Here is a 14,006-nt window from a genome sequence, read left to right as displayed (position 1 = left end):
TTGTTTTTTTTAGGAGTCCACCATGTGTGGCATCGTAGGCGTATTCTCAAATAATCCTGTCAATCAATTGATTTATGACGCGCTGCTGTTGTTGCAGCACCGCGGTCAGGACGCAGCCGGTATCGCAACAAATCATGGCAATAAATTCGCCATGCACAAAGCGAATGGCCTGGTGCGCGACGTATTCCGTACCCGCAATATGCGTTCTCTACCCGGTAATGTTGGTATCGGCCAGGTTCGTTACCCAACTGCTGGTTCTACCAGCGAAGAAGAAGCGCAACCATTTTATGTCAATGCACCGTTTGGTATAGTGCTGGCACACAATGGCAACCTGACCAATGCGGTAGAGCTGAAGATAGAATTGTTCAAGAATGACCGCCGCCATTTGAATACGGATTCTGATTCTGAAGTTTTGCTCAATATCTTGGCACATCAGATACAGGAAGTCACTAGCGGTTATTCGCTGGATCCTGAAGGTCTGTTCCGTGCGGTATCCATGCTACATAGACGTGTACGTGGTTCTTACGCTGTCGTGGCGCAAATTTCCGGTTATGGCTTGCTGGCTTTCCGTGACCCATATGGTATTCGTCCTTTGTGTATCGGTGTTTCGCAAAGCGAAACCGGTGCCGAGTACATGATCGCCAGCGAATCTGTTGCCCTGGAAGGTCTGGGCTTCAAGTTCCTGCGTGATGTGGAGCCGGGTGAAGCCTTGTTCATCGACATGGATGGCAAACTGCATACCCAGCAATGTGCTGATAACCCTAGCCTGAATCCATGCGCATTTGAATACGTGTATCTGGCTCGTCCTGATTCGATTATCGATGGTGCTTCGGTCTACCTGACACGCCTGAAAATGGGTGAGTACCTGGCAGAGAAAGTGCGCCATCAATTCCGCGATGGTGAAATTGATGTCGTCATGCCTATCCCTGATTCTTCTCGTCCATCGGCGATGGAACTGGCACTGAAACTGAATCTGGATTATCGCGAAGGCTTTATCAAGAACCGTTACATAGGCCGCACCTTCATGATGCCAGGCCAGGCGATACGCCGCAAATCTGTGCGCCAGAAACTCAATGCCATTGGCTCTGAATTTAAAGGTAAGAGCGTCTTGCTGGTAGATGACTCCATCGTGCGTGGCACAACCAGCCGTGAAATTGTGCAAATGGCGCGTGAATCTGGTGCCAAGCGTGTGATTTTTGCTTCTGCTGCACCACCAGTGCAATTTCCTAACGTCTACGGCATAGATATGCCTACCCGTAGTGAATTGATCGCCTATGGTCGCAGTGAAGAAGAAGTTTGTCGCGAAATCACTGCCGACGCCCTGGTGTATCAGGATGTTGCCGCCATGAAGCGTTCGATTTCTGATGTCAATCCACGCTTGAAAAACATAGAAGCTTCTTGCTTTGATGGTTTTTACATCACTGGAGATGTCACATCTGCTTATCTCGATAAGCTGGAAACTGCACGTAATAGCCCTCGTCCCGAAACGGAAGACTTGCTGCGCTCGCAATTGAATTTAAATTTGGCTGCCCAGACTGACTAAGATATAGCTTCGCTCATTCAGCGAAAGAAAGCCTGTACATGTAAAGCGTGCAGGCTTTTTTCATTTTTTTACAGTATTTGTTGCAATCAGGTGCGCGCAGAGAGGATTCTTGTTTGCTGAAAAAGCAATGTTTGAATTACCATTGCCTACACCTGTTCTCCAAAAAAAAGGCAATCCCATGACTGCTATGCTGCTGGATGTGCAACACCTGACAAAAACCTATGGAAGCCGCAAGGTAGTCGATAACATCTCGTTTTCTGTCATGCGCGGGCGAACTCTGGGTTTGCTGGGGCCAAATGGGGCCGGCAAGTCGACTACGGTCAGCATGATCTGTGGTTTATTGCGGCCTGACCAAGGGCAGGTTTTGCTGGATGGCCAAACCATGGGTGCGGGTAATAATGCCGTCAAATTCAAAATAGGGCTGGTGCCACAAGACCTGGCGCTGTATGACGAATTGCCAGCAAGAGAAAACCTGAAGTTATTTGGTGCCTTGTACGGCCTTTCTGGCAGCAAGTTGCAAGAACGCTGCGATGTGGTGCTGGAATTGGTTAACTTGGCCGACAGGGCGGGTGACAAGCCTGCGACTTTTTCTGGTGGCATGAAACGGCGCCTGAATATTGCAGCAGCACTTTTGCATGATCCTGAATTGTTGATCCTTGACGAGCCAACAGTAGGTGTCGATCCGCAAAGTCGCAATGCCATTTTTGATAGTCTTGACGTACTGAAAGCGCAAGGCCGCACACTGATTTATACCAGCCACTACATGGAGGAGGTCGAGCGCCTGGCTGACCATATTGTGATTATCGACCATGGCAAAGTGATCGCCAATGAAACCCCGGCCGATTTGTATCGCCAGTTGCCTGCCAAGGCTGCACTGGAAGTGGACTTGCATAGAAAAATATCAGATATCGATGTTGCTGCCTTGAGTGTATTGCCCGGGGTGGATAGCGTGCATATGAATGATCATGGCAAGCATTTGCATGTGGCGCTGACTGAGCATGAGCTGGCGATGGGCTTGCTGAACTGGCTGGATAAAGCTGGTTACAAGACCAGTCATTTTGCCACTGCGAAGACCAATCTGGAGGCCGTGTTTCTGACCCTGACCGGACGCAGTTTGCGCGACTGATTGTATTTAATAAGCCCCACTCTATAACAATGCGGCAAACTGAGGAGCTACGATGACTGCCTTGATCGCACTGATCAGAAAAGACTTGATCCTGTTTCTGGCTGACCGCCGTGCCTTATTGCTAAATCTGGTGATGCCTATCTTGCTGGGTGCATTCTTTGGGTTCATCACTGGTGGTAGGGATACAAAAGATGCGGCCAAGATAGAGATTGCTGTAGTCAGCCAGGATGACCATGTCATCAGCCAAAAAATCGTCAAGGGTTTGAAAGAAGAATCTACTCTGCTGGTTAAGGAGATGTCTTTGGAGGAAGCCAAGGCTCTGGTATTAAAAGGCAAGCTGAATATGGCAGTGCTGATCCCGGAAAAATTTGGTGAGCGCACCGGTGGTGCTCTGTTTGGTGGTAGGGAAAAGCCCGAACTTGATATTTTCTATGACCCTTCACAAACCGCAGTGCTGGCCATGGTCAAGGGTATGTTGACGCAGCAAGTCATGCAAAGTGTCAGTGCTGAAATGTTTGGTGGCAAGACCGGCACTGCTTTCATAGACCAGAGTTTGAAAGAGCTGGAAAAGATAGATCAAGCTAAAAAAGACAATGGTGAATTGCATGATTTTCTGGGTAGCTTAAAAAAATTCCAGGTAAGCCAGCAAACTGGTAAGGACGCTAATGCTGCCGGCACCCCGGCATCCACTACAAATGCTGCAAATGCAGGATTAAGCATGCCCTTTGTCACCAGGGACCAGGCCATGACGGCAGGTGATCCCGTTGCGAATAAATACAATGGTTTTGCGCATTCTTTTGCTGGTATGAGTGTGCAATTTATTTTATTCATGGCCATTGATGCTGGCATAGGCATATTGCTGGCCAGGCGCCTGGGTTTGTGGAGTCGTTTATTGGCCGCGCCGGTAGGCTTGAATACCGTGCTGATCGCAAGAGCACTCTCATGTGCCTTGATCGCTTGTGGCCTCATGTGTTTTATATTCCTCGTCGCTGTTTTTGTATTTAACGTGCATATAGCAGGAAGCCTGCCAGGCTTCTTTGGTGTAGTCATTTCGTTTTCACTCATGACCGCCAGTTTTGGTTTATTGATTGCCGCCTTTGGTAAAACCCCCGAGGCTGCGCGGGGTATCTCTGTTTTTGCGACCTTGATCATGGTCATGCTCAGTGGTGCCTGGATGCCATCCTTCATGTTTCCTCAATGGTTGCAAAGCCTGACACTCATCGTGCCTACACGCTGGGCAGTGGATGGCCTGGATGCCATGACATGGCGCGGCCTGGGATTGGATGCTGCCTTGCCAGCCGTGGGCGTGCAACTGGCTTTTGCTGCGGTTTTTGGGGTGATTGCACTATGGCGTTTCCGTAAGGTCTGAGTTAGCCACGATTAACCACAGCTATTGTCTGGTATCGCAAAGTAACGGTAAAGTGCCTGCTGTTTCAATTCCATACAAATATGCGCCTGGCTTTACTGGTATTCATTCTTGCTTAAAAATACAATCTGGGCATGAGGGCGCGAGACTTGCTCACGCTCAAGCGGTTTTGTTTTTTAAGTTTGAAATCTATGTCTCCCAAATTAAGATTGCGTACCCTGGCATTGGCAGTTGCCAGTGTTTTTTCAGTAAGCTCATTTGCTTATGCGCAAACCACTCCTCCCGAATCTGTCAAAAATACTGAAGAAAATACTCAGGATGGCAAAGCCAGAGAAAAATCTGGCAATAAAAAAGTAGATGTATCTGCTGTCAAGGAAGGCATACAAAAAGTCACCATTAGCGGTGGTCGTACTGATCAGGAAGAGCGTCGCCAATCGACAGCTGCAAAAATTATTTTCGGTAGGGAAGAGCTCGATAGAAACGGCGATAGCAATCTGGGTGAAGTGCTCAAGCGCTTGCCTGGCGTGACCGTGGGTGGGCGGCCTGGACGAGGTGGCGATATACGCATGCGCGGCATGGGTAGCGGCTATACCCAGATTTTAATCAATGGTGAAAGAGCGCCACGCGGTTTTTCCATGGATAGCCTGTCGCCAGATCAGGTGGAGCGCATAGAAATCATCCGCGGTACTGTGGCGGAATACAGCACCCAGGCGGTAGCGGGCACGATCAATATCGTTTTGCGCGAAGAATACAAACAAAAAAACACAGACCTGAAACTGTCGCTTGGTGTAGAGCAGGGCAGGCTTGCTCCTAACGTGTCGGTTACGGTGCCGGGGGAATTGGGTAACCTGTCGTATGCCTTGAGTGGTTCGGTTTCCCAAAACCGCCAGCACGATGATGGCAGCACATTGACAGACGAAAAAGATCCGGTCGGCAATCACATGCTAGTGCAAAATCAGCATGACCAAACCAATCGCAAGACGACGGGCATACATCTGACTCCGCGTTTCAATTATAAATTTGAGAATGGCGACACCTTGATGGTGCAACCTTTCTTGATGAATTCACGCAGTGACTCCAATACTCACAGTGACGTTGCCGAGATTTTCCGAGATCCAAACGCGACCAATATCACCACGCAGAGTTTTGCCACGGCAAGCTCGGTCGCTCATGGGGAAACCACTTTCCTACGTGGTTTTGGTAACTGGCAGCACAAGTTTGAAGACAATGCCAAGCTGAATATCAAATTTGGCGGTGGCTTGGGCAAGATGGAAAGTTCCTCGCTGCGCTACCAGTTCGATAGCGCTGGCAATCAACTTGATGTCATCAGTGATGTCAATAATACGCGTGACAGCAGCCTCAATACCGGCGGCAAGTTCAGCAAGCCTTATGGGGAAGGCCATACTCTGGCGGCAGGCTGGGACCTGGAAATGGGTAAACGTAGCCAGACCCGTGTTTCGCTCGATAACGGCAAGCCACAATTTGCCGAGTCGGGTGATAATCTCGATGCCAGTACGCGGCGCATGGCGCTGTTTGCGCAAGATGAGTTTGATATCAATCCACAATTTTCTGCCTATGCTGGCTTGCGTTGGGAAGGTATCAAGACCAGTAGCACGACGGTCAATGGTGTGATAGAAAATACCAGTAGTGTCTGGAGCCCGGTGTTGCACGGTGTCTGGCGTATCCCCGGTGCTGGCAAAGATCAGGTCAGGCTGAGCCTGACACATAGCTATCGTGCGCCAGCCTTGAATGACTTGATTGCCTTGCCCAGCTATTCGAATCAAAACAGCAGATACCGTCCTGACCGCACTGGAAATCCTGACTTGAAGCCAGAATTGTCCAAGGGCCTGGACCTGGCCTTTGAGCATTATCTGACACGTGCCGGTATCATCAGTGCCAATTTCTTTGTGCGTGATATTGACAACTTGATACGCAGGCAAACAGATCCGGTGACTACCCTGGTGAATGGCCTGCCTGTGACTCGTGAAGTGTCCAAGCCGATCAATATCGGTCATGCCACGACCCGTGGCATAGAGCTGGAAGCTAAATTCCAGTTGCAGGAATTTTTCCCTGATGGCCCGGCGGTTGATGTGCGCAGCAACTATAGCCATTTCTGGTCCAAGGTCGATGAGATTCCAGGGCCAAATAATCGTCTGGATCAACAACCTAGTCAGACGGCAAATTTCGGCCTGGATTATCGCCCCGCGGGACTGCCTTTGACGCTAGGCGGCAATATCAACTGGACCCCCGCTTATGGGGTGCAGAGTAGTGCGGAGCAATTGAACACTACCGGCATAAAACGTCAGTTGGACTTGTATGGCTTGTGGAAATTCAGTTCGACTTTGCAAGTGCGCTTGTCTGCCAATAATCTGCGTGCCAATGACTACCTGACAAGTAGTTCGATAGTGGCTCCTGCTACACCTGTGTCTCCTGCGACCAACCGGGCTGATTACAATACATCAAGAACCTATACTACCTGGAGTTTGCGCGTAGAAATGAAGCTGTAATATAGCTAATGGAATGATGCTGTAAAAGCCTTATCGTGCAGTGCAGCACGAACCAGGCTGGGGGAGTACAATACTTGCTTATTGCGGTCTTGTGCACCTCCCCCTTGCTGCTAAGAGCAAATTATTGAAGGGGCGTTTGCAAGTCTGCCCTCTGTTTGCCTGCTAATATTACTCATCATGTTATCTCCAGAACTAAATGCCGATTTACATAGTCACTCCGTCGTTTCTGATGGTGTGTTGACACCTTCGCAACTGGCAGAACGCGCCAAGCTAAATGGGGTGGATGTCTGGGCGCTGACTGATCATGATGAGGTGCGTGGCATCCCTGAGGCGCGTGCTGCTGCCCTGGACCTGGGCATGGGATATATTCCTGGGGTAGAAATTTCCATTACCTGGGCTGGCAAGACCATTCACATTGTTGGCCTCAATATCGATGAAACCTGTCCTGACCTGGTCAATGGCCTGGCGCAAACACGCTCAGGCCGTGAGCGTCGTGCGCGTGATATGGCGGCAGAATTATTAAACAAGGCAGGCATTGCAAATGCTTATGAGGGCGCGCTCAAATATGTCGGCAATCCTGACTTGATTTCACGTTCGCACTTTGCCCGCTACTTGGTGGAGATTGGCGCTTGCGCTACGGTGTCGGATGTGTTCAGGCACTATTTGGCAGATGGCAAGCCAGGTTTTGTTCCTCATCGCTGGGCGATGTTGGCGGAAGCAGTTGGCTGGATACGTGGTGCCGGGGGTGTGGCCGTGGTGGCGCACCCTGGGCGTTATGATCTTAGCCCACTGGCTTACGATGCCTTTTTTACCGAATTCAAGAATCTTGGTGGTCTGGCAATAGAAACTGTGACTGGTAGTCATACGGTGGATCAGTATGAGGAGTACACCAGGATCGCTGCTCATTATGGTTTCTTGTCCTCACGCGGTACTGATTTTCATTCTCCTCAGGATGCCGAGATCGATATAGGGCGTTTGCCTCCTTTGCCAAAAATGGCCAGGCCTGTGTGGGAGCAGTGGTCTCTGGCTTGAGGATGCTGCCTTGAAAACGCGGGCTTAAGCCATATTTAACAGGGCATGAATCGTGTGTTCCTTTGGGAGGTATTCATGAAACGCATAGTCCTGTTCTTGTTGACAAATCTGGCGGTGATTGCCGTCATGTCTGTCGTACTGTCCGTACTGGGCGTTAACCGATTTTTGACGGCGAATGGCCTGCAATTATCGACCCTGCTGGCATTCTCTCTGGTAGTTGGTTTTACTGGCGCTATTTTCTCCTTGCTGATCAGTAAGCCCATGGCAAAATGGTCAACGGGTGCCAGGGTAATAGAATCTCCATCTACATCAACCGAACTCTGGCTGGTTAATACTGTCAGGGTCTTGTCTGAAAAAGCTGGCATCGGGATGCCAGAGGTGGCGATATATAATGGCGAGGCCAATGCCTTTGCCACTGGTGCTTTCAAGAACTCTGCCCTGGTTGCTGTTTCCACTGGCTTGCTGGAGGGCATGACGCGGGAGGAGGTAGAAGCCGTACTTGGTCATGAAGTGGCGCATATCGCCAATGGTGACATGGTGACCATGGCACTGATACAGGGTGTGGTGAATACTTTCGTGGTATTCCTGGCCCGGGTGGTTGGCTACGCAGTAGATAAGGCAGTATTTCGTAATAATGATGATGACAGGCCCGGCATAGGTTATATGCTCACAGTATTTGTATGTGAGATACTGTTTGGTATCGCTGCATCCATGATCGTTAACTGGTTTTCGCGTCAGCGTGAATTTCGTGCAGATGCCGGTTCGGCGAAGTTGCTGGGTAACCGCCAGCCCATGATGCATGCGCTGGCAAGACTTGGTGGTTTGCAACCGGGGGAGTTGCCAAAATCGATGGCGGCATTTGGTATTCGTGATACGCCTGGCTGGAGTGCTTTATTCTCCTCCCATCCGCCGCTTGAGCAACGTATTGCCGCATTACAGAACATGCGTTAATTTTATAATTATTTTGCGGCGGTAGCTGTGCTACCGCCTTTCTTCTTTTTATGAGCCAATTTTTTCAAATTCACCCTGATAACCCGCAACTGCGCTTGATCAGGCAGGCTGTACAGATTATTGACGATGGCGGCATCGTTGCCTTGCCTACCGATTCTTGTTATGCACTGGTTTGTCATCTGGATGATAAGGATGCTGTCACGCGCCTGCGCAAAATCCGTGGGGTCGATGAAAAACATCACCTGACCTTGTTGTGCCGCGACTTGTCTGAAATTGCACAATATGCCAAGGTTGATAATAGTCAGTACCGTATGTTGAAAGCAGCAACTCCGGGGCCGTATACCTTCATTCTGGAAGCGACCAAGGAAGTGCCGCGTCGTCTCAGTCACCCATCGCGCAAGACCATAGGCTTGCGCGTGCCAGAAAATTCCATCACTCATGCCTTGCTGGAAGAGTTGAAGCAACCTTTGCTAGGCACAACACTGATCTTGCCAGATGAAGAAGAGCCTTTGACTGATCCTGAACAAGTCAGGGAGAGGTTGGCAAAACTTGTTGACCTGGTAATCGATGGAGGTGCCTGCAGTCTGGTACCGACCACCGTGATCGATATGACTGGCGATGCCCCCGAACTGGTTCGACAGGGGCGCGGTGATGCGGCTTTGTTTGGATTGTAATGACTGGTTTTTGCTGCTGTTGCCTCAATGATTTACTTAAATAGAAATTCCCAATGGAACAAATAATTCAAACGATTGCCATTTTTGCCTTGCCTGTCATCTTCGCGATCACTTTACATGAAGCAGCTCATGCCTATGTGGCCAAATATTTTGGCGACCTGACTGCGTATAGCCAGGGGCGGGTGAGTTTAAACCCCATGGTGCATATTGATCCGGTTGGTACTATCCTGATACCGACAGTGCTGGCTATTATTTACGTTTCTACAGGTAGTGGTTTTTTGTTTGGCTATGCAAAACCTGTTCCTATCAATTACTCCAATTTGAAAAAGCCCAAACGTGATATGGCATGGGTTGCATTGGCCGGCCCAGGAGCAAACTTCATCATGGCATTTGCCTGGCTTTTACTTGCCACTTTGTTGCAGGTGCTGCATGTTCAGGAAGAATTTTTCATGAAAATGGCAAGCGCGGGAGTGACCACCAATCTGGTTATGTTTGCCTTTAATCTTTTCCCCATTCCGCCGCTGGATGGCGGCCGCATACTCTTTAGTCTTTTACCACATAAGCTGGCTTATCAATTCGCACAGATTGAACCCTATGGTTTTTTTATTGTCATGGGTCTGGTGATGATGCATGTGCTGCAATTTTGGATGGAGCCAGTGATGTTGATTGCCAATATCTTGCTATCACTGTGCATGTATCCGTTTAATCTGCTATTGGGTGCATTTTGAGTACGAGAAATGATCTTTTGGGGATTCATTTTTGATTGCGCAACAAAGTGCTCCCTCAGCCTGGCTCCGGCGCTTTCATCATTTGCTTAACGCAAATGCCGGACAAGTACTTGATCTTGCCTGTGGAGCAGGTAGAAATAGTTTCTACCTGCATTCCCTTGGTTTGCCTTTGCTGGCTTTAGACAGGGATACTGACAGCCTGCTTGGTTTGCAGGCCGAAGGTATAGAAACTAAAACGCACGATCTGGAAGCGGGTGATGAGGGGTATGACTGGCCGTTCGGTGAAAATCATTTCGCCGCCATCATCGTCTGCAATTACCTGCACCGGCGACTATTCCCGCATTTGCTCGCCAGCCTGAAGCCAGACGGCATCCTGATTTATGAAACCTTTGCTGCTGGCAATGAAAATTTTGGTAAACCCTCTAATCCGGCTTTTTTATTGCGTCCCGGCGAACTTCTGACACAAATGCAGTCTAATCCTGAAGTTGGCATGGCCGTTATCGCTTACGAAGATGGCTATGTGGAACAGCCCAAAGCTGCCATGGTGCAGCGTATTTGTGCCAGAAAAGCTGGAAAAGTCGGCGTTTTAAACCAGCTTTGAAGCAAATGCTCACAAGTTTAGAGGCTTATTCCAGCTATTTGCGCCCCGTTTAGCAGTGTATCCGCTACAATCAGGGTTTTACTTTTTTCTTGCATTAACATGACAAAGATTCAGGGTAGTCTGGTTGCGATCGTAACCCCCATGCATGCAGATGGCAGTCTTGATTTGCCATGTTTGCGCAAATTGATTGATTGGCATATTGCCGAAGGTACAGATGGTATCGTCATCGTTGGTACGACAGGTGAGTCTCCTACTGTTTCTGTCGAAGAACATTGCGAGTTGATACGTGCCGCTGTGGAGCATGCCAATAAGCGCATTCCTATTATTGCTGGCTCTGGCGGTAATTCAACTGAAGAAGCCATCAATCTGACCAAATTCGCCAAGCAGGCTGGCGCTGATGCTTCCTTGCAAGTCGTGCCTTATTACAACCGTCCTACCCAGGAAGGCATGTACCAGCATTTCAAAAAGATTGCTGAATCTGTTGATATTCCTATCATTTTGTACAATGTGCCTGGCCGTACCGTTGCAGACATGTCGAATGAGACTATACTGCGTCTGGCACAAGTCCCTGGCATTATTGGTGTCAAGGATGCTACCGGCAATATCGCCAGAGGCACCGACCTGATACGTCTGGCACCCGCTACTTTCGCTGTGTATTCCGGTGATGATGCAACTGCTGTGGCATTGATGTTGTACGGTGGTAAAGGCAATATCTCGGTAACGGCCAATGTTGCTCCTAAAGCCATGCATGAATTGTGCGCGGCCGCCATGCGTGGTGATGTCAAGGAAGCCATTGCCATCAATAATCGCCTGATTCCTTTGCATAATAAATTGTTTATTGAACCCAATCCTTTACCGGTGAAATGGGCGATGGTGGAAATGGGCTTGATACCAACTGGTATTCGTTTGCCTTTGGTGACTATGGCTGAGCAATATCATGAAACCGTTCGCGCAGCGATGCGTGAGGCTGGTGTATTACAATGATTCCCCTGAACGGCCGGGAAACCTGGCCGTTTGCTTCACGCAGTTTTAATTGATACTAATACGTAGGGACTTTCACATGGCAAAAAGCTTTGTTGCTAAAAACGGCATCATAGGCGCATTGGCGCTGGCAGGTTTGACTGGCTGTAGTTCAATCGGCAATATTCTCGAACCTAACAAGATCGACTATAGAAGCGCCAGTAAGGCAACGACCGCATCCCTGGAGGTGCCCCCCGATTTGACGCAAATTCGACGCGACAATCGTTTTTCTATTCCTGAAGCAAATAAAAGTAGTGCTACAGCATCCAGTTACAATCTGGAAAAAGGAAATAAAGTTGCCAGCAGTGGCGGCCTGGTCGCTGCCAAGCAAGTCCAGAACATGCACATAGAACGCAATGGCAATAGCCGCTGGCTGGTCGTGAAAGATACACCTGAAGCCCTGTGGCCACAGTTGAAAGACTTTTGGCAAGAACTGGGTTTCCTGATCAATGTGGAAAATCAGGAAGCGGGCGTCATGGAAACCGATTGGGCAGAAAATCGCGCCAAAATCCCGCAAGACATTATCCGCAATACCTTGGGCAAGGTATTGGATTCACTGTACTCTACTGGCGAGCGTGATAAATTCCGTACCCGCCTGGAACGTGGTGCCAATGGCGAGGTAGAAATCTATATCAGCCATCGCGGCGCTCAAGAAGTGCTGGTTGGTTCGCAAAAAGATGGTACCGTGTGGACGCCACGTGCAGCAGATCCTGGCCTGGAAGCTGAATTCCTTGCACGTCTGATGGTACGCCTGGGTTCAGATGGCGAAAAAGCTAAAACTGCTGTGGCTGCACCAAGTGCATCTGGCAAAGCCCATTCGCAATTGTTGAAAGATGATGGCAAAACCTACGTGGAAGTGGATGAGGCATTTGATCGTTCATGGCGCAGGGTAGGCCTGGCCCTGGACCGTATCGGTTTCACAGTCGAAGATCGTGACCGTTCACAAGGCTTGTACTTTGTCCGTTATGTAGATCAGGACATTGATGCCAAGACCAAGGGTGCCAGCGAAGGCTTCTTCTCACGTCTGTTCTCGTTTGGTTCTTCCAGCGACGCGGCCAAGAATGCGCAGAAGTACCGCATCCTGGTTAAAAACGCAGCAAATGGCGAAGTCAGTCATGTATCCGTGCATGGTAGTGATGGTAAGGTCGACTCTTCAGCAGTCGCAGAGAAAATCCTGCAATTGTTGAATGATCAACTGAAGTAATTTGTAGGCTGCATAAAAAAAAGCGAGGCTGGCCCTCGCTTTTTTGTTGTGTGCTGCGTTTTTATTGCTAACTTAACTGCAGCGCCGCTTTAGCGCTTCTATATAAGCTTGCCCATCTGGTGGCAAACCCGTTCTTTGGGAATTCCATATCATCTCACCCAGGCATTCCATGATTTCATGGTGAGCTTCATGCTCAGACTGATGCTTCCTGGCTAATATCTGAAATGCCTGCTTGATGCCCGGTGGCTGATCGACCGAAATTTGTTCGGCTATCGACAGATGCATGGACAGGTGCAGGAATGGATTGGTCTGCCCCTGGTCGACGCTGTAATTGGCTTGCAAGGCTTGCTCTACATCTGCCAGGTCGTGCTCATACTCGGGATGTTGCCGGATCCAGTCAGAGGCAATGATCTCCAGTGGGGTCAAGACCAGGTTTTCATGGGTTTTCCTGAAGGTTTCGCAAAAAAAGCGGCGTACATCGTGCTGGCTAGGGGTGAACATGAACAAGTCCAAATGAAAAAGTGCGCCTATTGTAAAAGGTATTTTCTTTTGCTGCCCTGAAGCTTTTGATGACTTGGGTTATTATCCACGGATTATTTGAAAGGGACTCCCATGTTATCCAAAGAAGCGCTGGACATTCTATTTACAACTGCACGCACACATAACGCCTGGCTTGATAAGCCAGTCACAGATGCGCAATTGCAAGAAATATATGATTTGATGAAGTGGGGCTCTACTTCAGCCAATTGTTCGCCTGCCCGTATCGTATTTGTCAGGTCTGACGCTGAAAAACAAAAATTGCTGGACTGTGTTTCCCAAGGTAATTTTGAAAAGACCAAAACTGCGCCAGTCACTGCCATCGTAGGCATGGATATGGAGTTTTTTGAAAAGCTGCCACAATTATTCCCACATGCGGATGCCCGTTCCTGGTTCGCTGGCAACCAGGCCAACATTGATGCGACGGCTTTCCGTAACTCGTCGCTGCAAGGTGCATACTTCATGCTCGCCGCACGCGCCTTGGGTCTGGATTGCGGTCCTATGTCGGGTTTTGATGCAGACAAACTCAATGCGACCTTTTTTGCTGGCACTACGGTTAAAGTCAATTTCATTTGCAACCTGGGTTATGGCGATGCACAGCAACTATTCCCACGTTCACCTCGTTTGAGTTTTGATGAGGCTTGCAAGATAGTTTGAATATCCTGATGTGCCGTAAAAAACAAAGAGCCTGCATTTTTGCAGGCTCTTTGTTTTTGT

13 protein-coding genes are annotated in these 14,006 nt (G+C 49.2%); 12 read left to right on the top strand and 1 reads right to left on the bottom strand.

What is annotated here, in order from left to right; translation table 11 throughout:
• Positions 1–22: 22 nt before the first annotated feature.
• The 11 genes from purF to bamC all read left to right on the top strand — a co-directional run bounded on the left by purF (position 23) and on the right by bamC (position 12,752).
• Positions 23–1,543 carry an amidophosphoribosyltransferase gene (gene purF, locus ACO0LC_RS06035; protein ID WP_423001631.1) on the top strand — a complete coding sequence of 507 codons (1,521 nt, stop codon included), beginning with the start codon at positions 23–25 and terminating at the stop codon, positions 1,541–1,543.
• 178 nt (positions 1,544–1,721) lie between these two features.
• The gene (locus ACO0LC_RS06030) at positions 1,722–2,669 is read left to right on the top strand and encodes an ABC transporter ATP-binding protein (RefSeq protein WP_423001629.1); all 948 of its coding nucleotides are present in this window, start codon (positions 1,722–1,724) and stop codon (positions 2,667–2,669) included.
• Positions 2,670–2,721: 52 nt separating this feature from the next.
• Positions 2,722–4,038 (top strand): ABC transporter permease, encoded by a 1,317-nt coding sequence (locus ACO0LC_RS06025; RefSeq protein WP_423001627.1) that lies wholly within the window; start codon positions 2,722–2,724, stop codon positions 4,036–4,038.
• A gap of 188 nt (positions 4,039–4,226) precedes the next feature.
• On the top strand, positions 4,227–6,542 hold the full coding sequence (locus ACO0LC_RS06020; RefSeq protein WP_423001625.1) for a TonB-dependent receptor plug domain-containing protein: 2,316 nt from the start codon (positions 4,227–4,229) through the stop codon (positions 6,540–6,542).
• A 177-nt stretch (positions 6,543–6,719) separates the two neighbouring features.
• A complete protein-coding gene (locus tag ACO0LC_RS06015; protein WP_423001623.1) occupies positions 6,720–7,574 on the top strand; it encodes a 3',5'-nucleoside bisphosphate phosphatase in 855 nt (284 codons plus the stop codon).
• A gap of 75 nt (positions 7,575–7,649) precedes the next feature.
• Positions 7,650–8,525: a protease HtpX gene (gene htpX, locus ACO0LC_RS06010; RefSeq protein WP_423001621.1), complete on the top strand. Its 876-nt coding sequence runs from the start codon at positions 7,650–7,652 to the stop codon at positions 8,523–8,525.
• A gap of 50 nt (positions 8,526–8,575) precedes the next feature.
• Positions 8,576–9,199 (top strand): L-threonylcarbamoyladenylate synthase, encoded by a 624-nt coding sequence (locus ACO0LC_RS06005; protein WP_423001619.1) that lies wholly within the window; start codon positions 8,576–8,578, stop codon positions 9,197–9,199.
• Between the two features lie 53 nt (positions 9,200–9,252).
• Positions 9,253–9,927 (top strand): site-2 protease family protein, encoded by a 675-nt coding sequence (locus ACO0LC_RS06000; protein ID WP_423001617.1) that lies wholly within the window; start codon positions 9,253–9,255, stop codon positions 9,925–9,927.
• Positions 9,928–9,958: 31 nt separating this feature from the next.
• Positions 9,959–10,528, top strand: coding sequence for a class I SAM-dependent methyltransferase (locus ACO0LC_RS05995; protein ID WP_423001615.1), 570 nt, complete (start codon positions 9,959–9,961; stop codon positions 10,526–10,528).
• A 99-nt stretch (positions 10,529–10,627) separates the two neighbouring features.
• The gene (gene dapA, locus ACO0LC_RS05990; RefSeq protein ID WP_423001613.1) at positions 10,628–11,512 is read left to right on the top strand and encodes a 4-hydroxy-tetrahydrodipicolinate synthase; all 885 of its coding nucleotides are present in this window, start codon (positions 10,628–10,630) and stop codon (positions 11,510–11,512) included.
• Between the two features lie 76 nt (positions 11,513–11,588).
• A complete protein-coding gene (bamC, locus tag ACO0LC_RS05985) occupies positions 11,589–12,752 on the top strand; it encodes an outer membrane protein assembly factor BamC (RefSeq protein WP_423001611.1) in 1,164 nt (387 codons plus the stop codon).
• A 72-nt stretch (positions 12,753–12,824) separates the two neighbouring features.
• Here bamC and ACO0LC_RS05980 read toward each other — a convergent pair whose 3' ends face one another.
• Positions 12,825–13,253 carry a DUF1841 family protein gene (locus tag ACO0LC_RS05980; RefSeq protein WP_423001609.1) on the bottom strand — a complete coding sequence of 143 codons (429 nt, stop codon included), beginning with the start codon at positions 13,251–13,253 and terminating at the stop codon, positions 12,825–12,827.
• Between the two features lie 111 nt (positions 13,254–13,364).
• Here ACO0LC_RS05980 and ACO0LC_RS05975 point away from each other — a divergent pair, with 111 nt between their 5' ends.
• Positions 13,365–13,946, top strand: coding sequence for a malonic semialdehyde reductase (locus ACO0LC_RS05975; RefSeq protein WP_423001607.1), 582 nt, complete (start codon positions 13,365–13,367; stop codon positions 13,944–13,946).
• Positions 13,947–14,006: the final 60 nt, after the last annotated feature.

It is taken from the genome of Undibacterium sp. JH2W (assembly GCF_049340425.1).
GTDB lineage: Bacteria > Pseudomonadota > Gammaproteobacteria > Burkholderiales > Burkholderiaceae_D > Undibacterium.
This window is presented reverse-complemented; position numbering and strand designations above follow the sequence as displayed.